We start from the raw sequence: 22,103 nt of genomic DNA on the forward strand, positions 1-22,103 counted from the left end.
GTGAACATTAGCTCGCTTGGCGTACTAATATCTACATTCATTAACCATTAATAAAGACCCGTAAACATGAATTTAGTTTGTACTAACTCACCCAAATGCCCTATTTTCAATGGCATTCTGGCAGGAAAAGAATACACCGCATCTGTGTATCGAAAAAAGTATTGTGAAGGTGGCGAAGCGGCCTTTAAAACATGCAAACGCTACATGGCAAATGAGAAGTTTGGGAGTTGTCCCCCCAACTTGTTGCCTAATTCCAGCCTCAGTCTGGGAGAAATAGGGGTAAGATATAATCTTCTCTGACATGCTACTCATCAACAAAAATAACTGTGGCTCACCGAATACACGACGAGCCACAGTTTATTTTGTTCACACAGAATTACCATGCAACCTTTCTATTTCTTAGACCTTCTTTGAGGTTTCTCCTTTTTCCTCACATAAATCAGCTTCAGCTGTCCTTTGGAGTTTTCCCGTTTTTCAATCTCAAAATTACTGATGGACTTAATCAGCGGTGTCAGCTTTTGAAAACCATAGTTACGGGAGTCGAAATTGGGCTGTTTCTTCTGAATCAGATTTCCAACATCTCCCAGGAAGGCCCATCCGTCATCATCAGCAATATCATCAATGGAGCTTGCAATCAATCGAATGACCTTCGGAGTGATCTTATCCACCGAGGCTTTAGGAGGCTTCTTATCTTCTTCTGCCTCATCATCTTCATCTGCAATATTCTTCAATATCTCGATGTAAATAAACTTATCACAGGCGACTATAAAAGGATCTGGTGTTTTCTTTTCTCCAATACCGATGACCTGCATTCCGGCTTCACGCAAACGGGTGGCCAACCGCGTAAAATCACTGTCGCTGGAAACCAGACAGAACCCGTTGACCCGCTCGGAATACAAAATATCCATAGCATCAATAATCATGGCCGAATCGGTGGCATTCTTTCCGGTGGTGTAACCATATTGCTGAATAGGTGTAATGGCATTTTCCAAAAGAATATTTTTCCACCGCGACAAATTGGGTTTGGTCCAGTCGCCATAAATTCGCTTGATGGTAGGATTGCCGTACTTGGCAATTTCTTCCATCATCTCTTTTACATATCCCGAAGGAATGTTGTCTCCGTCGATGAGTACTGCAAGTTTTAAATCCATAATTGCAAATTACGAATAATATTTGAAGTTTTAACTACCCTATAATATTATGCAAGCCCCCCGGGGAGCAGAAGTCCCATTTTAGTTTGAGATTTCTATTTTGACTCTTTTCTTCTTGATTCTTTCTTCCTTTATCAGTTTAAGCGTATTATTGATCTTATCGCGCTTTACAGCCACATAAGCCGAATGATCCAGCACTTCAATTCTACCCAATTCTTCTTTTTGAAGCTGACCATTGCGCAGCATCATCCCTACGATGTCCATCTTGTTGATCTTGTCCTTTTTCCCGGCTCCGATGTACAAGGTTTTCCATTCGCCGGGTTTTGGAAGAGTCAGTTTTTCAGGTAACTTTTCATCATCAGGCACAGTACTTATAAAATCGGGTAAAAAATCATCCGAATCCAACAAAAAATAGGCCGTACCACCCGCATGCATCCTGGCTGTTCTTCCGTTGCGATGAATCATAACGTCTTTGGTTGCCGGCAGTTGATAATGAACAACAGCTTCAATTCCGGGAATATCCAACCCGCGTGAAGCCAGCTCGGTGGTGATTAATATTTTAATACTCCCGTTCCGGAATTTCATGAGTGTTTTCTCTCTGTCGATTTGCTCCAGACCTCCATGATAAAAACCATGTTCAAAACCATTTAACTTCAGTTGCTGCGAAATCCGGGTTACCGCATCGCGGTGATTACAAAACACGAGGGTAGATTGTGCATCAATGTGCCCCAGCAATAGCATGAGGGCATGTAATTTGTCACCGCCCGTCACATTCACCGACTTCATCACCAACTCCGAATTTGATGTCAATTGTCGTGTGGAAAAATTTAACTCAATGGGGTTATTGATACCAACAAATGCCGGAATCTCTTTAATCGGGGTTGCCGAGGTGAGAATTCGTTTTTTCACCCCTTTGCATTGTTTCAGGACGTACTCTATCTCACTGGTAAAGCCAAGCTCTAAGGATTTATCAAATTCATCTAAAATGACTGTGGAAACATCCTCAAGAACCAGGTTTTTCCGACGCAGATGATGAGCCACTCTTCCGGGAGTGCCCACTAAAACAGCGGGCAACTGTTGAAAATTGTTTTGTTCTATGCGAACCGAATGTCCTCCATAACAGGAATTAACCTTATGGGGAGTTCCCATTTGTTTAAATACCTGCTCCAATTGTATGGCCAGTTCCCTCGATGGAACCAGAATTAAAACCTGAACGCCCGATTTATCGGGGGATAACAGTTGCAATACAGGCAAAAGAAATCCGATGGTTTTCCCCGAACCGGTGGGTGAAATTAATACCACATCGTTTGGCTTTTGGACGGCAGCAAGCATTTCATGCTGCATCTCGTTCAGAGCATCAATATTGAAGCGGGAAAGTATTGTAGAATGAGACATTTTATTAAAATTGATTGTGTTAGTATTTTGGATTCTATTTTTGCAACAACTAATAAATCCACCCTCAGTTTGCTTCGTTTCACTACCAATGACAGTTTTTTTTGTAACAAACAAAAATCAGCAAATTAATAGTTGGCCCCCATTCGGGGACCTGATTATATTTTAGCTTGGAATCCCTGGGTTCGGCACCCTGGGTTATTCAATTTTGCCCCCTCCGGGGACCTGCCACATCTGTCATATATAAATTATGCCCCATTTTTTTGGGGTAGTCATTCACAATGACCTGTTTTATTTACCTTGTCGTGAGATATAATCTGAGAATATACATCCCAAAACGAGAACTTTTCCAGGAATAATATTTCTCAGTCCATTTTTGCGGATGCAGGAATCGGTCAGGTTAATCCGTGGCAAAGGTACTATTAAAAAGAGGTAAAATATTATATCGTAGTTCTTTTCAATGTATCTTTGCAAACAGCCTGCTTTATTGATGAGTTTTCGCTTTTAAACGACTGAACATTCAAACCTAAAGAGATCACTGGTGTCCGGAGAAACTATTTTTTTAAAGGAAGATTGCTTTCCCGATAACCCGGGACAAGCTGCGTTGCGACCAATGAAAAAATATAGGCAATCGGCGGAAAATCCTAAGAACCATAGGCTTTAATCATTAATTATCAACTCACTTTTTATGTCATTCTCTTCGCTAGGACTATCGCCAGCTTTATTAAAGGCTGTAACCGAACAAAAATACAAAACCCCTTACCCGATACAAAAAGAAGCAATCCCTGCTATTTTAAGCGGTAAAGATATTTTGGGCATTGCACAAACAGGCTCAGGGAAAACGGCGGGTTTTGTACTGCCCGTTTTGGAACAAATTCAGAAAAATACCCGGCCCCTGAAAAACCGGCATATAAAAGCCTTGGTGATGGTGCCTACCCGCGAACTTGCAGTTCAGATCAATACTGCCTTCAACATGTTTGGGAAGTATCTTCCTGTAAAAACAAGAAGTCTGGCAGTCTATGGCGGCGTTTCCATCAACCCACAAATGATAGATTTACAAGGAGTGAATATTTTGGTTGCCACCCCCGGGCGACTGTTGGATTTAATTTCTGCAAAAGCCACTTCCCTCTCGGAGGTAGAAATATTGGTGCTTGATGAGGCCGATAAAATGCTCAACCTCGGCTTCAAAGAAGAAATGACCAGGGTTCTTAATCTGTTGCCTGCCAGGCGACAAACTCTTTTGTTCTCTGCCACCCTTAGCGAGGATTTGAGTACGTTTCAAAAGAAATTACTCCGCCAGCCGGTTGTAATTAAGGTAGAAGAAGAAAAAGCCAATCTGGATTTAATAGAACAAACTGCCTATCTAATTCCCGAGGAAAAGAAAGGTCCTCTGTTGCGCTATCTCATCAAGCATGAAAATATGCAACAGGTTCTGGTGTTTACATCGTCGGTGCACCGGGCGGATGCCGTCGTCGTAAAGTTGCAGGCAAACGGCATCAAGGCAGAAGCCATTCACAGCAAAAAGAGCCAGGGAAACCGAACTTCCGTTTTGCGTCTGTTTAAAGAAGGAAAACTTAAAGTGCTGGTGGCAACCGACCTAATCGCAAGAGGCATCGACATTGAATTTTTGCCCTATGTGATAAATTACGAATTACCCCGATCGCCCAAAGACTATGTACATCGGATTGGACGGACAGGTCGTGCTGGCTCGAAAGGAAACGCCATTGCGTTTGTTTCGCCCGAAGATGAGCATCATTTTAAAATCATTCAGAAGAAGATGGGCAAAAGAGCGACGCAGGTTGATGGAAATGCACTTAACCTGCAAGGGGTTTAGTGATATTCCCTGTCAGCGTCACCGTTTTGCCTTCTCCTCAAGATGCTCAAAGAGTAGATTTTAAAACAATATCATCATTAAATCGTCTCACAATCGTGTCGAAATGTTTTTTTACTTTAGAATATTCATCGGGACTATAAACTGCTTTCTTTAAGGTATATTTTCCGGTGACAAGAATTTTGTCTTCTTCAGTTTTCTCATAATTCAACTGAATATCCGCCAGGTCATCAGAAGTATTTTCATTACCTGGTAAGTGTTCCACTTCAAAACCTTCGGGGATAAAAATGGTTGTCGAAAATGATTCTTCTCTGGCGTATATCAGGTCAATGGGATAGTTCCGATCCTTTTGACTGAGTTTGTTTTCATTCATTGCCAGGTCAAGAAAAGGAGAAATTACAATTTTATCTCCGATTTGCTCGATATCCATTTCACCATCAATAAAAATTTGATACGCTTCCTCAGGTTGGTCATAATTTCTTGTTTTGACGCCATTTATTTGTGAAATCTCTTTTGACAAGAAGAAATCTTTTATTGAAGCGATATCGTCGTTATGTTGATCTTTAAACAGCCCTGCTTCATATCCATCGTAAAAAGATGAAATACTGGTGGCTGCTTTTAACGTTTCGGGATTAGGACGAATGATTATCTGGTTTCTTTTTGAGGAAAGAATCTGGTCTTTTAATTCCACCCAATTCACTTCATTCTTTTCAACAATCAGTCCGGTTTCATTAATACAGCGGACAGGTATTTTATAAAATGGAAGGAACACATTGGTTGCATCCACCAATATTGGTTTCTCACGGCCAGCCATCACCACAACATAATTAAAGTCTTTTTCAAAAGGATAATCGGTGTTAATCTTTCCGTTTTTCCGTGTACTCAGGATTACAGGCTGAGCATCAATTTCGGCGGCATTAAAAAGCGCCAGTAGAAAGAGATTTATGTCGGCTGAGTTTCCTGTTTTTTGAGTATCAAATTCAGAAGGGGATTTAGAAGCAAATTTGGAATTATACTCGTTCCATGTATAATTATCTTTCACATACTGAATAAGCGTTTTTATTTTTTGTGCTTCGTTTTGCCCCTCAAGATCAATGGAATTTTTCATGGCCTTTTTCGCAAAACGGCTGCATCGTTTAATATACTTCCCAAATTTATCGTGGTCCAGCAAAGCTTTATTGAGTTTGGGCCAGGTTGTCATTATTTCATTGGATCCTCCACTGGGATAATGAACCTTGGAGAGCTGAAAATCAAGCTTTATGATGTAATCGCTTATAGACGTAATAAAAGACTCATCTTTAAAAGCAGGAACATTCCTCATGCCGTAGGTATGAATATTCTCCTTATACTCCACTCCATTTCCTGTTGTTGTACCCATATGCTTGTTTAGAGTGCCCCAGATTCGTGTTTGGCTTGAAAGTCTGGACATTTGCATATCGAAGGCATTTTTGCCCTGTAAATAAAAGACATATTCATAAAAAGGGATGATTCGAACCTCATATTGACTATAAATAACCGGAATCTTTTCCTGAAACTCCCAGTCGGGGAGATTGAACAAAAACGGCGATTCCACAACATACCTCATTTCTAAAACCGAACCTTCCTGAACATCAGGGAAGACAAATTTCTTTCTTCGCCACCGCTCATTGATACGCTCTTCAAAAACATCAGAACTCTTGACCGCAGTGCGTGTAATTTCGCCATTTACTTTATTGTAGGTAAAAGCCTCAATGGATTCCACGGTTTCGGTTTTTCCCCGTCCATCGACATAAAAAGGAATAGAAATCTCTGCCTGATCCAATTCCGACTTATCAAAAATTTTAATTCGCTTGGATCTGATAAAACGGATGTTATAATCATATTGGTCGTCAATAAAGCGCGATTCTCCCATATCATAAAGGACAACCGCTCCGGCATCCGGGTCTTAATCATAACTGGTTAAATTCATTTCAGCATCCGAAATATCACCGAATTTTCTGGAGAAATTTTGTGCTCCTGCCAATTGCGTAAAGACCAGGAATAGAATAATAAGACTGTGTTTCATGGGTTTAAGTTGTTTTCTCAAACGCAATTATTGTTTGTGGTTTGTAAAAAAATCTTTTCAACGACTGGCGACAGACTAAAAATCTCTTCTTCCTTCAGCCGGATTTTTATTTTATGTTTATTACAATGCCAGACTGATGTCTTATTTTATCAATTTCACTAAAAAAAGAGTAGAACCCATCATAATCTTCTATGGGATAATCTCCCTGAAACAACTGGAATTTACTGACAACTATGAGTTTATTGTTCTCATTCAGGTAGCGTGTTTCGTACTGACCATAAGGTGTATCCAGAAACACGTCCGCGGGGAGTTCTATCTCATGGTTTTCAGGTAACGAAAGATTGTAAACCATGGAATCTGCTTTGTTAACCGGAATATGAACCCGGACGGCATTTCTTCGTTTTTCTGGTTTTTCGGGCATGGGAACGGAGAACACAGGTGGTTTAATGATTTTAATATTCCCAACCCGCCGGAAAAGATTTTTGCAGGATGCTTCGACAAGGATATTGAACTGACGCTCATCCCTGCCCGCCGGGAGAAAAGAAAAGCTTTCTAAATCGAAATACGTTGTGTTGAGACCATTTTTAATTGCCCGCTCCTGCTCTTCGGGATTTAAAGCCTTTTGAAAATACCTGTACTTTTCAAATTCCCCGCCCCTCAGATGCTGGCTTATAATAATCGCACCACTACCCTCGCTATCCAAACCGAACACAAAAACCCTGTGTTCATAAACCTCATCAAGGGTCATTGCCGGAAAAGTGATTAGTTTACTGCGGTCCTTATTTACAAACAGAGCTTTCCTGTTTTGCAAGGAGGTTCCCAGATAATTAAAAGGAATAATTCCTGAAGTATTTTCCAGCCAAAGAGTGTCATTTCCCAATGGGACACTCAGTATCGTATGGTTGAACTGTTGACCGGGAAGATTGGGATTAATCCGGGGAACGTCGAAGCCGCCACGGATAAGCACATAATTGGATGGGATGCCGGCATAATTTAACAACGCCTTCATATAGGTGGTAAGCGCTTTGCAATCGCCGTACTTTTTTTGACAAACATACTCGGCGGGATACGATTTCAGTCCTCCAAGGTCAAGCCGAACGTTGACATATCGGACATTGTCCTGCAAATAATGATAAAGCGTTTTAACAATTTCTCTTTTATCATCAATACCCTTTATCAGGTTATCAATTATCATTTTTTCTCTTACCGTCAACATAAGAGAACCCCTGTTAAGCGAATCGAACCATTCGCCGAACGAAGCCCATGAACCGGAATTCCCCGCTACACCATACTTAAACTCTTGCGGAAAAATGTAAACATAGGGAATCGTTTCAAATTCATGGGGTGCAAACATTTCCTGTTCCGGTTTTTTATAATCCCGAATCTCCCAGACCATCGTTTTAACATCGTCGCGCTCATTTACCTGGTATTGGAGCTGATCTGAAATATCCATGGATACAGGATAGTCAGAAGGAATTTCCACCTGAAGGGAAGCCTTTTTAACAGAAAGACCTTTTTCAACAATGGGAGACCAACCAGCTACCGAAACAAATTTATATTCAACTATGCTATAGACGTATTTTATTTGATACGGATAATTGTTCCAGTAAAGTTCAAACTCCTTTACCACGTCATCATTGAAAAAACTATCATACGAAAGATTGCTGCGGGTTTTGACATCCCGGTTTTTAAGTTTTCGGACCTTTTCTCCATTAGCATAAAGAACAGAAGCTTCCAGCAATTTGAATTCCTGAGAATTTTGAACCTCAATTTCTATATCAGCAAGATGCAGATCGTCTCTGGAGTTGATATTTATTAAGAAGCTTTTTTCGATAATCTTTCTATCCTCATCAATTTTCACTTTAGTGTCATAACTGGCAATCTGTGCCCGCGCAAAAAAACCGGTACTAAAAAAGAGAAAAAGGGAAATATGAAAAAGGCTTATTCGGGGCATAGGGTTCTACATTAAAAAAAAGAAAAGCAACTAAATAGTATTTACAACGCTCTTGAGAATTCAAAATTATCATATTTTTAAACTTTTGCACATTTTTATGCAATTTTATTGGTGATATTTGATAAAAAGGATTAAAACAAGAAGCAACGCCAGATAGACAAAGGGAAATTCGGAGATTGATGCAACCATGGTTTAAGGTTGGATTCGGGATGTTAACTGTGGAGGTGAGGAATCAGGGAGACTATTGCCGAAAATATATTTCAGAATCCAAATCTTTTTCTATGCTCTTCAATTTTCCCCAAATCCGGGTAATATTCCACATTCCCGGGCAGTGCTATTCTTTTATTTTCAAATTGCTTAATGCTGCAACCGGAACTCAAATCCATCACTTGCCTATGGATCAAAACAGTATAGTCATCCGACAGGGCAATCATACCCTGGTCAAAGGCTCGATGTAAATGCGGGGATAACGCAATACCGTTTCGAATGGTATCGTCGAAGGATTCAGCAAAAGGCCGAATATGGCAGGCATCAATAAGCCCTGCTTTTCCATTAAAATTAACTTTCAAACCACTTATGGCACATCGATAATCATAAATATCCAATATGGCATTACGAAAAATATGACTTCGAACTATAACTTCCTGTTCCTTTAACTCTTTCGGTAAATATTCAAGCTTCTTCTTAATTTTTCGGGCATAATTTTCAGACTCGTCATAAACCATCTCCTTCCTGAGATTAGCTTCGTAGGGAGATTTATGATATTGTACATTTCTTGTTTCCGGGAAGTAACGGTTAAGAATTAATCCTTTAAGCACCTCCCGCTCAACAGGATGAGAAATCGCCTTAAACAGAGAGCCGGACAAACGCGCTGCTGCCACAGAGTCCCTTAACGCCTTATAACTTTTAATAGAATTACTACGAGTCAACGGGATACTTCTCCCAGGAAATGGAATTAACTCCCAGATTCTGCTTTTCTCATTTTTTAAGTGAAAAAATGGGAGAGCAAAAGTAGGTGAATGATTCGTCTGAACTAGTGTGGACCAAATGCTGCGAAACCGAACAACCAATGCTTCAGTCGGCTCAATCCAGTTTTGAAAGATCTCATTACTTTCAAACATATCAATAACAGCCAACAAAAGTATTGGTTTATGTGGAGCAGGGCCATAAACGGTTTCTCCCTGATTTAAAGATAATATGTCTTTTTGAAGCCTGTTCATTAATTCCAACCCTAAGATAATTAATTATGGGGGATTCTGATCACTCTTCGAGATGAAATCCATTGGTACATGACCTTTGTAAATAAAAAATCCACACTCAATACTCTATGGATTCCTATAGACCTCTTACTAAAAAAAGATTTCTCAGATAATATGGGAGTACAACACTTGGTGTCAAAAAACAAAAGCACCCTGATAATCAGAGTGCTTTGTAGCCCCAACAGGACTCGAACCTGTATCTAGAGTTTAGGAAACTCTTGTTCTATCCCTTGAACTATGGAGCCTTAGTTTGCCTGCAAAAATAGGAAAATCATTCGTAATTAAAAAGGTCATTTGCGAGTTCCTTCTTTCATTGATGACCTAACGACTCCTTTTGAGGTAAACGAACCATCTGTATAAAATTTGAATTATGCCCTACATTTAAACTTTATGTCCTTAAATAAATCTATATATTTACACAATATTAAAGAAAACTTGCATCAAAGCACCCTTTTCAACCCAGTACCAGTAAGATGTTTTACATTTATTAACACATAAAGTTCTTGAACATGAGTTTCAATTTCAAATTAACAGTCATTCTTTTATTGTTTTCCGGACTGATCCGGGCAACATCTCCGGATAACACCACAACACAGGCAATGCTGGAAAAGCTGGCAGAAAACTTTTCACCGGAAAAAAATATAAATACCGAAGGACAACAATTAACCTACGTCGATATTCCTGAGAATGTTAAGGTAGAAATAGCCGGTACTTCATTTGAACAGATAATCGATTTTGAAGGGAAAATAATCCGTCCTTTAAGCGATAAGGCCAGTCAGGTAACATTTTTACTAAAAAAAGACACCCTTAGTGCTCTCACTAAAACCTTTTCGATAACAATATCAGCTAAGGAGACTAAAACTCCGCAAGACAATCCCAAACCGAAGGTCATTCCTGCGCTGCAGGAATGGAAAGGTACAACAGGAAGCTGGATGGTGCCCAACCGCAAACTAAGCATCCAGATTGACCATAAAGATTTGGAGGAGAGAATGGAAATCTTTGCTAAGGATTATCAGTCCCTGACCGGAAATCAGGCAGAAGTAATTCATTCAGCCACTGATCAAAGTAAAGCTGACATCTCCGTCGATCTGAGTGCTCCTTCTTCGGTCGGCGAAGAAGGGTACATCTTAAATATCAGCAACGACAAAATATCCATCTCAGCCACCACCCCTACCGGTGCTTTTTGGGGTACACGCACCCTCCTTCAGGTTTTTCACAACAATGAATTCAGATTCCCCTGCGGTTCCGTACGTGACTATCCTCAATATCCGGTACGCGGATTTATGTACGATGTAGGTCGAAAGCCGGCAACACTGGAAGCGATTCAATATGTTATGAAAACTATGTCGTATTACAAACTGAATGACTTGCAGTTACACCTCAACGATAATTTCATATGGCTCCATGAATATACCGAAATTCCGAATAAAAAGGATGCCACTGACGAACAAAAAGCAGCTGCCCGGAAAGAAGTGATGGATGCTGCCCCCACGGCATTCAGACTCGAATCATCAATGGTCGGGGAAAATGGGATTCCGCTCACAAGCAAAGATGTTTTTTATACAAAAAAACAATTTGGCAACCTTATTGATGATGCCAAACTTTACGGTGTTAACATTGTGCCTGAAATTGATGTTCCCGGTCATGCCATGAGTTTCGTACGCGTACGTCCGGACCTGATGTATCGTGGTGAGTTACAAAAGCCTTATGATGTGGAACGGACTGCGATGCTGGATGCCTCAGAAGACATCTTTGACCCTGAAACCGGGCGCACCTACAGAGAAGAGACCATGAGTTTTGTTCAGGAAGTTTTCGATGAATACCTGACCGCAGAAGATGGGGAGAAACCTGTTTTCAGAGATGGGATTGTGCATATCGGGACCGACGAATACTATGGCGAAGCCGAAGATTACCGTTGGTTTGCCAATGAATTACTGACTTACGTCAAAGAACGCGGATTTACTCCTCGCTTGTGGGGAAGCCTGACTGCCAAGCCGGGGCAAACACCAGTAACCAGCAAAGGCGTTCAAATGCATGTGTGGTCACTTGGCTGGCAGAGACCACTGGATGCCATTGATGCAGGATTCGACATCATCAACATTCTGGATGTTGACACCTACATGGTCCCCAACGGAACTGAAAACATAGGAGGATATGGCGACTACGTCAATCTCCAGCATCTTTACGGGGCAAAATGGCAACCCAATGTTATGCGTCAGTACACCGTAATTCCAGGACATCCTCAAATGCTTGGTGCTCAATATGCATTGTGGAATGACAACTCGTTTCGCCGTACCACCGGACTTACAGATTATGACTTGTATGAGCGGATACGCACAACCGGTGCGGTTATCGCTGAAAAGACCTGGAACGAAGCCAAAGACAACAGTTTTACTGACTTTATGTGGTTGATAAAAGAGACCGGGACACCTCCCTCCATCAATCCCCAATACAAAGCTGATTTCACAGTATTAGAACCTGACTTTTCAGCAAACAACCCGGTTTTGCAGAACGCAAAAATCAGAAAAAATGTCATCCATCTGAAGGGTGGGAAAAGCTACGTTAAACCCCTTCTGGTTGAAAATATAGGACCAGATTACATTGCTGAATTTGAAGTTAAAGTGACTGGCAGTTCAAACCAGGAACAAATCTTATTCTCTTCTCACACAGGCTCTTTCAAAATGGTTCAGAACAAAACGGGACAGATAGGTTTCTCCAGAGACGGATTCGACTATTCATTCAACTATACTGCTCCAAAGAATCAATGGCTAAAAATAAAACTGATTGCCAAAGGGCGAACGCTCAACCTCTTTGTGGACGGAGAAAAAATTGAAGGACCAATCCGCAATAGATATCCGGAAACAAACCGTTTTAACACATTCATCTTCCCGCTGGAATTTATTGGAGATGAAACCAATGCACTAAACGGGGAATTAAGAAATTTCAAGATTACCCGGTAAATAAAAAACTCCCGGAATCAAAAGGTTTCGGGAGTTTTTTTATTCGATAATCAGAACTGCCCCAATCGCTTTGCTACTTCTTCCAGATTCTCATCTGTGCGTGCAAAATTAAACCGCAACAGGTGCTTTTTCGATTTTTCGTGATAGAAAGCACTAATCGGAACAGTTGTTACCCCTGCCTCTTTAACAAGCCGTATGGCAAAATCCTTATCGCTCTCATCAGATATATTATCGTAACTAAAAAGCTGAAAAAAGGTGCCGTGCGAAACAATTGGCTTGAAGCGGGTGGTGGCCATTAATTCATTGAAACGATCACGCTTTTCTTTGTAGAATTCGGCCAGTTGAAGATATTCCTCTTTATACTCCAGAAATTCTGAAAGTGCCCATTGGAAAGGTGATGACACACTCTGCATCATAACGCGTTGCACCTTTCTCAATTCGTGCATAACATCAGCAGGACCGGCACAATAGCCTATCTGCCAACCTGAAACATGATAAGTTTCGCCAAAGGAACTGATGATCACACTTCGCTCGGCAAGCTTTGGGTAAAGAGCAACGCTCTGATGCGAATCACCATTGAAAACAATGTGTTCAAAAATCTCATCTGAAAGAACCGTGATTCGGGTGCCATTGATAATCTTCTGCAGACGCAGCATATCCAACTCAGAAAAGACCATCCCGGTAGGATTGTGGGGCGAATTAATGATAATCATGCGGGTGTTGGCAGTAATCAACTTCTGAACCTCTTCCCAGTCAATTCGAAAATCATTCCCTTTCAGCGGCACGAAAACCGGCTTCCCTCCATTAATTTCAATGGCAGGTACGTAGCTGTCATAGGCGGGTTCAAAAATCACCACCTCATCACCTTCCCGGATAAGGGCAGTCACAATGGTGAAAATCGCCTGGGTAGCGCCGGCAGTAATGGTAATTTCTGTCTCCGGATTGTATCTATGTCCGTACAGATTCTCAATTTTTTCGGAAACACGCTCCCTCAAACTCGTTACTCCATATGGCGGTGCAAATTCATTGATTCCTTCGGATATATGCTTCTGCACAAGATCGATTAACCTCGGGGAACAATGAAAATCGGTATAACCGGTGGCCATATTAATGGCATTGTGGCTATCGCCCAACTCACTCATTGCATTTACAATACTGTTCTCAAGGGTAATAAGCTTGGGAGCTATCATGATAAAATATAATTTTTCAATGTCTGTTTAACCAAATATACTAATAATAGATGCAAAAATGCATCTTTTAATTCAAATAGAACCTCGCCTGTAAAAAACACCATTAAACAAGTAATCAACAATAACATACGCCCAACCCACTCAATTCAGGCTGCCAGCAAACACCTCCTTATCAGACTATTCTCTAATCTTACAAATAGCTACTATTTTTGATATAATATCAACCCATATTTGACAGAAAGCCCTATTTAATTGACCACCTGCCCTACTGAAGCACTAACCGGCTTTATTCATAAAAACCCAGAATGAAAAAACCATACTTCAAATACTAAAGAAACGAGCAAGGAAAAGTTTGTCTCTAACTGCGTGTCACTTTAGCATTAGCGGAGGCACAAGAGAATGTAAATAACCAGCTATACGAATACCATCAGACCAACAACTTAGATAGATTATCTACTGATGAAACATGCTTTGCAGTACCTCAAGGGATTTTAACGAACCAAAGCTGTTGGTGTGAAGCCGATAGAAATCGAGTAGTGAATTTAAAATTACACTTCTTTCAGAGGCATTTTTTGCAATCTCTTTCAGTGTAAAAACATCAACATCAAATAACCGGTTAAAAAGTGCGGCTTTCCCGGGATTAAGAAATAGAGGATGGGCAGGTTCATGACTAGTGAAATCTCCGTTTTTCAAATCGAACCAATAGCGACTCCCAATAACATTATGGTTGGGATAAAAGCCCAGGAAATGTGTGAGGCGGAATAAAATAAAAAGATGAATGTTTTCGGTTCCTTCGGCTCCCGAATCCATCAGATCCAAAGACTGGTCTAAAAAATCAAACAACTCTGCTGCCGGATCCTGCATCACCAGGACTTTTGCCAACACCTCCACCAGAAAGAAAGCCTGAGCCCTTGTGCTTTGGTGATAAGGAACATTAACCAAAGGACGGTCCAGATAAAATTCCTTTATCCGGTGAAGATCTTTCCGGGGCGAATGATAAACCTCCAGTTTTACACGATTAAGAGGTTGAAGAAGAATGGTCTTCCGGCTTTTTCTGTTGCCCCGGACCCCGTTCACGATGTAATTCTGACGCCCCAACTCCCGGGTGTAAATATGAATAATGGCACTGGTCTCACGATACAGCACGTGATCCAATATTATTCCGGAAGTTTTAATCAGTGTACTCATCAACGTCGAATAATTTTCTTTGAGAATACAAAGATAAGAGTAATTGAACCACGGAAGAGGATAAAAAGGATTAAACCATATAAGGCATATTAGAAAAGCAGATTTGGTGATAGCTGTTAGCTCATGCCTCTTAGCTCTTGGGAGAGAAGCCGCAGGGCTGAACATTAGCAGTCATTCCTTTATCTTTTTCAGAACACTATCGAAGCATAAAAAAAGCGCAATAAACACCACATTGCCGGTGTTTTTCATTTTAACCATAAAAAAGTAATCAATTAATTCCGGAATTTTTGTTTGCAACACCAAAGGAATGTTTTATATTTGCACCCGCAAAACATTGATTTTGCAACCAGCAATGCCCAGGTGGCGGAATTGGTAGACGCGCTGGTCTCAAACACCAGTGATAGCAATATCGTGCCGGTTCGATCCCGGCCCTGGGTACTCAGAAAAAGCCTGACAAGTTGATTGTCAGGCTTTTTTTTGCAGTAAACAGAGGCTTTCTTAATTCGCATCACCCCCCATTTGCCAATTGCTCCACATACTGCAAAGCACTCAGGCGGTCGTGAAAAATATTCTCTTCTCCAACTTTCTGATGCAGCTTTAGTTTTCGCAGTCGTTTCTCTATAAAATGCCTACCGGGAACCAGATAAACGCTTTTCCCGAAGTCAAGGGCCTCGTCCACCATATTCTCAATGGCCAGCAAAACAGTCGTGTCGAGATGGGTTACATCCTGAAGGTCCAGAATCAGGTGATTGCATGGAGCAATGTTTTTTCGCTCTCGTTGAATCGCTCTGGCCACTCCGAAAATCATCGGTCCGCTTAGGTAAAACAGATAAACCTTATCTCTGATTGTATCGAATATTTCTTTTTCCTCATCAGATAAAGGGGCGGTATCCACGCTATCTGAAATCATACGAAGATTAAAGCTTTGGAGGTGACTGAGTTTTTCGATGGTCAGCATATTGGCCACAAAAATGCCCAACCCGACTGCGATTACCAAATCCACAAAAATGGTCACCAGCAGCACCCCATACATAATAAACAATGCTCCCTGACTAATTTTGTGGGCCCGCTTGATAAATGACCAGTCCAAAATATCGATCCCCACTTTAAATGCAATGGCAGCCAAAAGGGCCAGCGGAATATACTGAATCAAAGGTGCGGCCCCGAAAATAAGGATAACCAGAAATGCCGAACGCATAATTCCGGACCAGCGGCTTCGGGCTCCGGTGCGAATATTAACTACCGTTCCCATCGTAGCTCCGGCTCCGGGCAATGTTCCCAGAAGTCCTGCAAAGAGATTGGCCAGCCCCTGCCCCATCAGTTCACGGTTGCTGTTGTGTTCCTCGCGGGTCAGTGAGTCGGCAATCAGGGCGGTGAGAATGGTATCAATGCTGCCCAACAAGGCCAGCAGGAAAGCATCCAGAAAAACAGAACTCCAATTGTGATCCAGCGGCATCAGCGGCAAATTAAAGTTGGGCCATCCCAGATCAAACGCTCCAATGAGCCGGATCTCTCCCAGGCCCGGAATAAGAAACACCAGAAGACTGAAAAAGAGCAACACCGCAAGTTGAGAGGGGAAACGCCCCTGCCACCGTTTGGGATAAATCAGAAGTATCAGAAGGGCACTACCACCAATCAATAACTCCGGATAATTGACCGATTGCAAAAGTTCCGGAATATTTTTCGCCAATCCCACAATTCCACCTTTCACGGCATCATGTCCCAAAAAAGCCGGCAGCTGCATGACAATCAGAATCAGAGCAATGCCCGACATAAAGCCGCTGATAACAGAATAGGGCATCAACCGGAAGTAACGCCCCAACTTAAAATAACCAAGCAGGATTTGAAACACTCCTGCGAAGAAAACCACCGTAAAAGAGTAAATCATTCCCTGATGTAGCCCGTATTCAGTGACGTTGGATGCAAAAACAGCCGTCATAAAAACAGCCATGGGGCCGGTAGGCTCAGAAATAAGCGTTTTGCTGCCCCCCGCAAGCGTGGCAACAAGTCCAATGATCACCGCTCCGTAAAGTCCGGCTTCCGGACCGGCACCCGAAGCAACTCCGAAAGTAAGCGCAATGGGGATGCTGACAATAGCGGCCACCAGCCCCCCGTAGATGTCGCCTCTTTTTATCTTTCCTATATATTTTGACATGAGATTGTTTAAAATATCTTACCTGGTTTATTCATAAATTATCTGTTACGATGTTCAACTGCCTGCTAAATTCAGGCGTCCTCGATAAAAGTGACTTGAAAATAATTTACTATTTCCTTCATCAATTTTATCTGCGGTTGCCCTAATTTATTGGCATTTCAACATCTCACAACGAAAACTTACGAATAAACCAGGCTTAATGACAACCGAAAAATAGAAAGATTGTTCCAAAAAGAATTCGATCTTTTTGGAACTGTATCAACTTCCAAGTCACATTCTTTGTTAATTTTGTAGCAACTGAAGAGTATTAATCATCAATTCTTTACCCTGTGAGCAACGAAAAACAGCAGATTCTGGATCGCAGATACCTTGATATGGCCCGCATCTGGGCACAAAACAGTTATTGCAAACGCCGTCAGGTTGGAGCCTTACTGGTACGCGACAAAATGATCATCAGCGACGGTTACAATGGCACACCATCCGGATTTGAAAACATCTGCGAAGATGAAGACAACAAAACTAAACCCTACGTATTGCACGCCGAGGCCAACGCCATCACCAAAGTTGCCCGGTCGGGAAACAGCAGCGATGGGGCTACACTTTATGTAACCTCATCCCCCTGTCTGGAATGTTCTAAGCTGATTATTCAGGCCGGTATTACCAGAGTTGTTTTCTCAGAGAACTACCGCGTCGAAGATGGAGTAAACCTCCTGCGAAGAGCCAACATTGAAGTGGTACAGCTGGAATCCCGCAATTCCGAAAAAGCCGCTGATTAAGGAACAGTTTTTGTTACTACTCCGGAATTGCTAAAACTATAAGAACAGTCAACAAATGAACGAGCAACACAAGAATACCGCACGACAAATATATCTACCCATGGTGCTGGCAGCAGTGCTGATTGCCGGAATGTTTATCGGACGCATTACCAATCCTTCCGGAAACGGATCGTCGGGGCAACGCTTAATGCTTGCTCCCGAATCGGGCAAACTTCAAACCATCATCAACCTCATCGACGAACAATATGTGGATAGTGTGGACGCATCGAAACTGGTTGAAGATGTCATCCCTGAAGTACTGGAAGGCCTGGATCCGCACAGTGTTTACATCCCGCCCAAAGATTTGAAGGCTGCCAATCAGGAGCTGGAAGGCAACTTTGGCGGCATAGGAGTCGAATTCAGCATGCCCGATGATACCGTAATGGTGGTAAGTGTTGTCTCCGGAGGGCCATCTGAAAAAGTAGGCATCCTGCCGGGTGACCGTATCATCACTGTAAACGACTCTGTAATTGCCGGCGTAGATATGCCCACCAATGATGTGGTAGGAATGCTTAGAGGAGACATCGGAACCAAAGTAAATGTTGGTGTTCAGCGACGCAACCGAAAAGATCTCATTGACTTTGAAATCACTCGTGGAAACATCCCCATGTACAGTGTTGATGTATCCTATATGGTCACCGACTCCATTGGATATGTCAAAATCAACCGCTTTGCCCGCAACACCTATCAGGAACTGCTTTCTGCCCTGGCAAAACTCAAAGCTCACAATTGCAGCGATATCATTGTTGATTTACGTGGGAATTCAGGTGGCTACCTGGATATTGCCATCAGCATGGTCAACGAATTTCTGAGCAAAGGCGATATGATTGTTTATACTGAAGGAGTCAACAACCCGAGACAAGACGTATATGCCAATGGCTCAGGATCCTGCAAAGACATCGGAGTCACGGTACTTATTGATGAATTCAGCGCTTCGGCCAGCGAAATTTTTGCCGGGGCCATGCAGGACAATGACCGCGGACTCGTAGTCGGTCGTCGTTCCTTTGGAAAAGGCCTGGTGCAACAGCAGTTCTCGCTCCCTGCAGGTGGTGCATTACGGCTTACCGTAGCCCGTTACTACACCCCAAGTGGAAGGTCTATTCAAAAACCGTACGACAACGGCGTAGAGGACTATTACCACGACATCATTGAACGTTTTGAACATGGAGAATTTTTTGAAAAAGACAGCATCTCCGTCAATGATTCATTAAAATACAAAACTGTTGGAGGTCGCACTGTTTATGGTGGTGGAGGCATCATGCCTGATGTATTTGTACCACGTGATACTACTGACCATTCAGATTATTACTACCGTCTGCGGGAAACAGGAACCATTTACCAGTTTGCACTGGAGTATGCCGATCGCAACCGGGAAGAACTTTCCGCTTTTGAAAATGTAAAAACACTTAAAAACCATTTGGATCAACAAGATATCAGCAATCAATTGATTGAATTTGCAAAAACAAAGGATGTGAAATATCATCACAGTGATTTCCAAAGGTCGAAAAATCTGATCGATCTGGAAACCAAAGCTTACATCGCACGCAACATCCTGGACAATGAAGGCTTCTACCCCATCATCAGTGAAGAGGATGAAGTGTTGCAGAAAGCAATTGAGCTGATTCAAACAAACAATCTGGAAGCCGTTTTATTTGAAAATCAATCAGAAGAAATTCCCGCAGAAATAACTGCGGAAAACTGATTGACGAAATCGCAATATCAGGAAAAGAGAAAAATTATTATGGGAACACTGGCAAGAATACTACTGATTTTTATAATCATCTATTATTTGTTTCGCCTGATTGGAAGATACCTGTTTCCTTATCTGCTAAAGAATCAGGTAGAAAAAATGCAAAAGAAACAGGAGCAATCACGCAAAGATTTTGAAAACAAACAACGATCTCAAGAGGGTAAGGTAACCATCGATTACAACACCAAAAAGAATAAAAAAAGAGGAAACGACAACCCTCCGGGTGAATATGTGGATTATGAAGAGATCAAATAAAAAAAGCGCCGGTCAGGCGCTTTTTTTATTCGTTATTCAATTACAGTAACCCATCCGTAAGGATCGGGCTCGTCGCCATACTGGATGGCCCGCAACTTATTGTAAAGCTTCCTTGATATCGGGCCGGGTTCTCCGTCTTTGGAGAAACTGTACGACTTATTGTTGTCAATGTCATCGATGCGCCCAACCGGGCTGATTACAGCTGCCGTTCCACACTGCCCTACCTCCTCGAAGGTACCTACTTCTTCAAATGGAACCGGACGACGCTCTGTTTTGAGCCCCATATCCTGTGCCAGCTGAATAAGACTCTTGTTGGTGATGGATGGCAAAATAGATTTGGATTCCGGAGTAATATAAGTATTGTCTTTAATCCCGAAAAAGTTGGCCGGTCCACACTCATCAATGTATTTCTTTTCACGGCTGTCGAGATACAACACTGCCGAATAGCCCTTATCTTTAGCCAGCATACCGGCTTTCAGACTGGCAGCGTAGTTGCCGCCCACTTTAATATTCCCGGTTCCCTGGGGTGCGGCACGATCATATTCGCGCATCACAGCCACATTGGTCAATTTAAACCCTTCCTTGAAGTAAGGACCTACAGGGGTTACAAAAACCATAAACAAAAACTCGTCAGCCGGCTGAACACCCACTTTAGGCCCGGAACCAATCAACAATGGACGGATGTACAATGAAGCTCCCGACTCATAAGGAGGAACAAAGCGTTTGTTCAGAGACACCACTTTTTTCACTGCTTCCACAAACAGTTCCTCCGGCACCTCTGCCATCATAATGCCCTGAGCAGATGAAATCATCCGCTTGGCATTGTCAGCAGCACGGAAAATCCGGATTTTATCATCTTTCCCGCGAAAAGCTTTCAGCCCTTCAAAGGACTCCTGTCCGTAATGCAGCGCAGTGGCCGCTATGTGAATATTAATCTGATTGGAGGAAGAAACTTCCAGTTCTCCCCATTTTCCGTTCCGGTAGTAACAACGAACGTTGTAGTCGGTATCCAGATAACTAAAGGATAAGTTTGGCCAGTCTATGTTCATGACAATATTGGTTTTAAACAATCATAATAATGGGTTTAAAGTTAATGATTTTTCGCTAAAGAGGGATGAATAAAATCAGCTGGTAAATATGTTTTTGAACAACTACTTAGTGCCTGTCTATAAAACCGGGAAAGTCTGTAAAAAGCCATGTGTATGGTAAGAAAGTACCAATTACCAGGCTTGCGACCGCGTGCCGCCTAAAGCTTTAGCAGTGGCGCTAGCCCGAAAATACGCAGTTTACTTGAATAAATGAGGAATTTTCGGGCAAGCGTAACGCAGCAAATGGTACTTTATGGACAGAAACTACTTAAAAAACAACAGCACCGCCGACAAAGCTATTACCACCGTCACAAAAATCCGGAATTCCCGTTCAGGAATAAAACGCACCAGGTATTTCCCTGTGACAGACCCCAGCCATACGGCCGGAAGCATCACAAAGTTTAGTTGCAGAGTGGCCGTCGAAATGGACTCCCAAACAAAAAAGTGCAAGGGTATTTTCAGAATATTCAAACTCAGATAAAATACTGCCCCGGTGGCGATAAAACTCTCTTTGGGCAATCGCATGGAGAGCAGGTAAAGATTAAAAATAGGCCCTGCAGCATTGCCGATCATGGTGGCAAATCCACCTGTCACTCCAAGTATTCTGGCAAACCAGTTTTTTCGTGTAAAACCATCCGGACCGCCGGAATAGTCACGATAAAAAATCAAACCCAGACATAACAACACAGAAACCCCGATCACATTGCGAAACTGATTATCGGAAATCATCTCCCCCACCACCAGCGCAATGACGATTCCGGCCAATGCATAGGGATACAGTTTTTTGATGTGCTCCCACCGCAAACTTTTGTAGTAATAACGAATGGCAAACAGATCGCCAAAAACCAGAAATGTGACCAAGAGGCCGGCAGAAGCCATTCCTCCGTAAAAATGTGCCAGTAACGGAATGGTGACCATGGCAATTCCCTTCAATCCGCTCTTGGAGACACCAACGAGCCAGGCACTGAATAAAGTCACCAACCAAATTCCCCAACTTGTATGTAAAGGATTAATAATCGATTCTATCATGCTGCAAAGAAACGAAAAAAAGAGCAGAGAAGATGGAGGGAA

16 protein-coding genes and 2 tRNA genes are annotated in these 22,103 nt (G+C 42.1%); 7 read left to right on the forward strand and 11 right to left on the reverse strand.

Annotated features, from left to right (window positions below; all coding sequences use genetic code 11):
* The first annotated feature begins 66 nt into the window (after nucleotides 1-66).
* Entirely contained in the window at nucleotides 67-300 is a 234-nt protein-coding gene (locus tag BY457_RS18895) for a hypothetical protein (RefSeq protein ID WP_146130945.1), read from the forward strand.
* 92 nt (nucleotides 301-392) lie between these two features.
* Here the strand turns inward: BY457_RS18895 and BY457_RS02730 are convergent, their stop codons facing one another.
* Both BY457_RS02730 and BY457_RS02735 read right to left on the reverse strand, forming a co-directional pair.
* Nucleotides 393-1,151: an NYN domain-containing protein gene (locus BY457_RS02730; protein WP_106151792.1), complete on the reverse strand. Its 759-nt coding sequence runs from the start codon at nucleotides 1,149-1,151 to the stop codon at nucleotides 393-395.
* Between the two features lie 81 nt (nucleotides 1,152-1,232).
* On the reverse strand, nucleotides 1,233-2,546 hold the full coding sequence (locus BY457_RS02735) for a DEAD/DEAH box helicase (protein ID WP_106151793.1): 1,314 nt from the start codon (nucleotides 2,544-2,546) through the stop codon (nucleotides 1,233-1,235).
* 685 nt (nucleotides 2,547-3,231) lie between these two features.
* Here BY457_RS02735 and BY457_RS02740 point away from each other — a divergent pair.
* Nucleotides 3,232-4,377 carry a DEAD/DEAH box helicase gene (locus tag BY457_RS02740; protein WP_106151794.1) on the forward strand — a complete coding sequence of 382 codons (1,146 nt, stop codon included), beginning with the start codon at nucleotides 3,232-3,234 and terminating at the stop codon, nucleotides 4,375-4,377.
* Nucleotides 4,378-4,423: 46 nt separating this feature from the next.
* On the opposite strand, the gene BY457_RS02745 is transcribed toward BY457_RS02740, so the two are convergent.
* From BY457_RS02745 to BY457_RS02760, 4 genes are all read right to left on the reverse strand, one after another.
* Nucleotides 4,424-6,265, reverse strand: coding sequence for a DUF3857 domain-containing protein (locus BY457_RS02745; protein WP_106151795.1), 1,842 nt, complete (start codon nucleotides 6,263-6,265; stop codon nucleotides 4,424-4,426).
* 259 nt (nucleotides 6,266-6,524) lie between these two features.
* Nucleotides 6,525-8,372 (reverse strand): transglutaminase-like domain-containing protein, encoded by a 1,848-nt coding sequence (locus tag BY457_RS02750; protein WP_106151796.1) that lies wholly within the window; start codon nucleotides 8,370-8,372, stop codon nucleotides 6,525-6,527.
* A gap of 260 nt (nucleotides 8,373-8,632) precedes the next feature.
* Nucleotides 8,633-9,592 carry an HNH endonuclease gene (locus tag BY457_RS02755; RefSeq protein ID WP_106151797.1) on the reverse strand — a complete coding sequence of 320 codons (960 nt, stop codon included), beginning with the start codon at nucleotides 9,590-9,592 and terminating at the stop codon, nucleotides 8,633-8,635.
* A gap of 212 nt (nucleotides 9,593-9,804) precedes the next feature.
* Nucleotides 9,805-9,876, reverse strand: a tRNA-Arg gene (locus BY457_RS02760).
* Nucleotides 9,877-10,140: 264 nt separating this feature from the next.
* Here BY457_RS02760 and BY457_RS02765 point away from each other — a divergent pair.
* Nucleotides 10,141-12,591, forward strand: coding sequence for a family 20 glycosylhydrolase (locus BY457_RS02765; protein WP_106151798.1), 2,451 nt, complete (start codon nucleotides 10,141-10,143; stop codon nucleotides 12,589-12,591).
* A gap of 50 nt (nucleotides 12,592-12,641) precedes the next feature.
* Here the strand turns inward: BY457_RS02765 and BY457_RS02770 are convergent, their stop codons facing one another.
* Nucleotides 12,642-13,781, reverse strand: a complete 1,140-nt coding sequence (locus BY457_RS02770; protein WP_106151799.1) for a methionine aminotransferase — start codon at nucleotides 13,779-13,781, stop codon at nucleotides 12,642-12,644.
* Between the two features lie 453 nt (nucleotides 13,782-14,234).
* Complete coding sequence (recO, locus tag BY457_RS02775) at nucleotides 14,235-14,969, reverse strand: DNA repair protein RecO (RefSeq protein ID WP_106151800.1); 735 nt, start codon at nucleotides 14,967-14,969, stop codon at nucleotides 14,235-14,237.
* 354 nt (nucleotides 14,970-15,323) lie between these two features.
* Here recO and BY457_RS02780 point away from each other — a divergent pair.
* A tRNA-Leu gene (locus BY457_RS02780) sits at nucleotides 15,324-15,407 on the forward strand.
* A 70-nt stretch (nucleotides 15,408-15,477) separates the two neighbouring features.
* Here BY457_RS02780 and BY457_RS02785 read toward each other — a convergent pair.
* Nucleotides 15,478-17,124, reverse strand: coding sequence for a SulP family inorganic anion transporter (locus tag BY457_RS02785; protein WP_106151801.1), 1,647 nt, complete (start codon nucleotides 17,122-17,124; stop codon nucleotides 15,478-15,480).
* A gap of 329 nt (nucleotides 17,125-17,453) precedes the next feature.
* Between BY457_RS02785 and BY457_RS02790 the strand changes: the two genes are divergently transcribed.
* The 3 genes from BY457_RS02790 to BY457_RS02800 are packed head-to-tail and all read left to right on the forward strand — an operon-like array spanning nucleotide 17,454 to nucleotide 19,944.
* Complete coding sequence (locus tag BY457_RS02790; protein WP_106151802.1) at nucleotides 17,454-17,900, forward strand: deoxycytidylate deaminase; 447 nt, start codon at nucleotides 17,454-17,456, stop codon at nucleotides 17,898-17,900.
* A gap of 55 nt (nucleotides 17,901-17,955) precedes the next feature.
* Nucleotides 17,956-19,641 carry a S41 family peptidase gene (locus tag BY457_RS02795; RefSeq protein WP_106151803.1) on the forward strand — a complete coding sequence of 562 codons (1,686 nt, stop codon included), beginning with the start codon at nucleotides 17,956-17,958 and terminating at the stop codon, nucleotides 19,639-19,641.
* Nucleotides 19,642-19,680: 39 nt separating this feature from the next.
* Nucleotides 19,681-19,944: a DUF4834 family protein gene (locus tag BY457_RS02800; protein WP_106151804.1), complete on the forward strand. Its 264-nt coding sequence runs from the start codon at nucleotides 19,681-19,683 to the stop codon at nucleotides 19,942-19,944.
* 32 nt (nucleotides 19,945-19,976) lie between these two features.
* Here BY457_RS02800 and BY457_RS02805 read toward each other — a convergent pair whose 3' ends face one another.
* Nucleotides 19,977-20,993, reverse strand: coding sequence for a branched-chain amino acid aminotransferase (locus BY457_RS02805; RefSeq protein ID WP_106151805.1), 1,017 nt, complete (start codon nucleotides 20,991-20,993; stop codon nucleotides 19,977-19,979).
* A gap of 303 nt (nucleotides 20,994-21,296) precedes the next feature.
* Entirely contained in the window at nucleotides 21,297-22,061 is a 765-nt protein-coding gene (locus tag BY457_RS02810) for a sulfite exporter TauE/SafE family protein (protein ID WP_258176535.1), read from the reverse strand.
* Nucleotides 22,062-22,103: the final 42 nt, after the last annotated feature.

It is taken from the genome of Marinilabilia salmonicolor, from assembly GCF_003003035.1.
Taxonomy (GTDB): domain Bacteria; phylum Bacteroidota; class Bacteroidia; order Bacteroidales; family Marinilabiliaceae; genus Marinilabilia; species Marinilabilia salmonicolor_A.

Coding starts and splice junctions, on each gene's coding strand:
- BY457_RS18895 (WP_146130945.1), top strand. CDS start 67: ATGAATTTAGTTTGTACTAACTCACCCAAATGCCCTATTTTCAATGGC.
- BY457_RS02730 (WP_106151792.1), bottom strand. CDS start 1,151: ATGGATTTAAAACTTGCAGTACTCATCGACGGAGACAACATTCCTTCG.
- BY457_RS02735 (WP_106151793.1), bottom strand. CDS start 2,546: ATGTCTCATTCTACAATACTTTCCCGCTTCAATATTGATGCTCTGAAC.
- BY457_RS02740 (WP_106151794.1), top strand. CDS start 3,232: ATGTCATTCTCTTCGCTAGGACTATCGCCAGCTTTATTAAAGGCTGTA.
- BY457_RS02745 (WP_106151795.1), bottom strand. CDS start 6,265: ATGGGAGAATCGCGCTTTATTGACGACCAATATGATTATAACATCCGT.
- BY457_RS02750 (WP_106151796.1), bottom strand. CDS start 8,372: ATGCCCCGAATAAGCCTTTTTCATATTTCCCTTTTTCTCTTTTTTAGT.
- BY457_RS02755 (WP_106151797.1), bottom strand. CDS start 9,592: ATGAACAGGCTTCAAAAAGACATATTATCTTTAAATCAGGGAGAAACC.
- BY457_RS02765 (WP_106151798.1), top strand. CDS start 10,141: ATGAGTTTCAATTTCAAATTAACAGTCATTCTTTTATTGTTTTCCGGA.
- BY457_RS02770 (WP_106151799.1), bottom strand. CDS start 13,781: ATGATAGCTCCCAAGCTTATTACCCTTGAGAACAGTATTGTAAATGCA.
- recO (WP_106151800.1), bottom strand. CDS start 14,969: ATGAGTACACTGATTAAAACTTCCGGAATAATATTGGATCACGTGCTG.
- BY457_RS02785 (WP_106151801.1), bottom strand. CDS start 17,124: ATGTCAAAATATATAGGAAAGATAAAAAGAGGCGACATCTACGGGGGG.
- BY457_RS02795 (WP_106151803.1), top strand. CDS start 17,956: ATGAACGAGCAACACAAGAATACCGCACGACAAATATATCTACCCATG.
- BY457_RS02800 (WP_106151804.1), top strand. CDS start 19,681: ATGGGAACACTGGCAAGAATACTACTGATTTTTATAATCATCTATTAT.
- BY457_RS02805 (WP_106151805.1), bottom strand. CDS start 20,993: ATGAACATAGACTGGCCAAACTTATCCTTTAGTTATCTGGATACCGAC.
- BY457_RS02810 (WP_258176535.1), bottom strand. CDS start 22,061: ATGATAGAATCGATTATTAATCCTTTACATACAAGTTGGGGAATTTGG.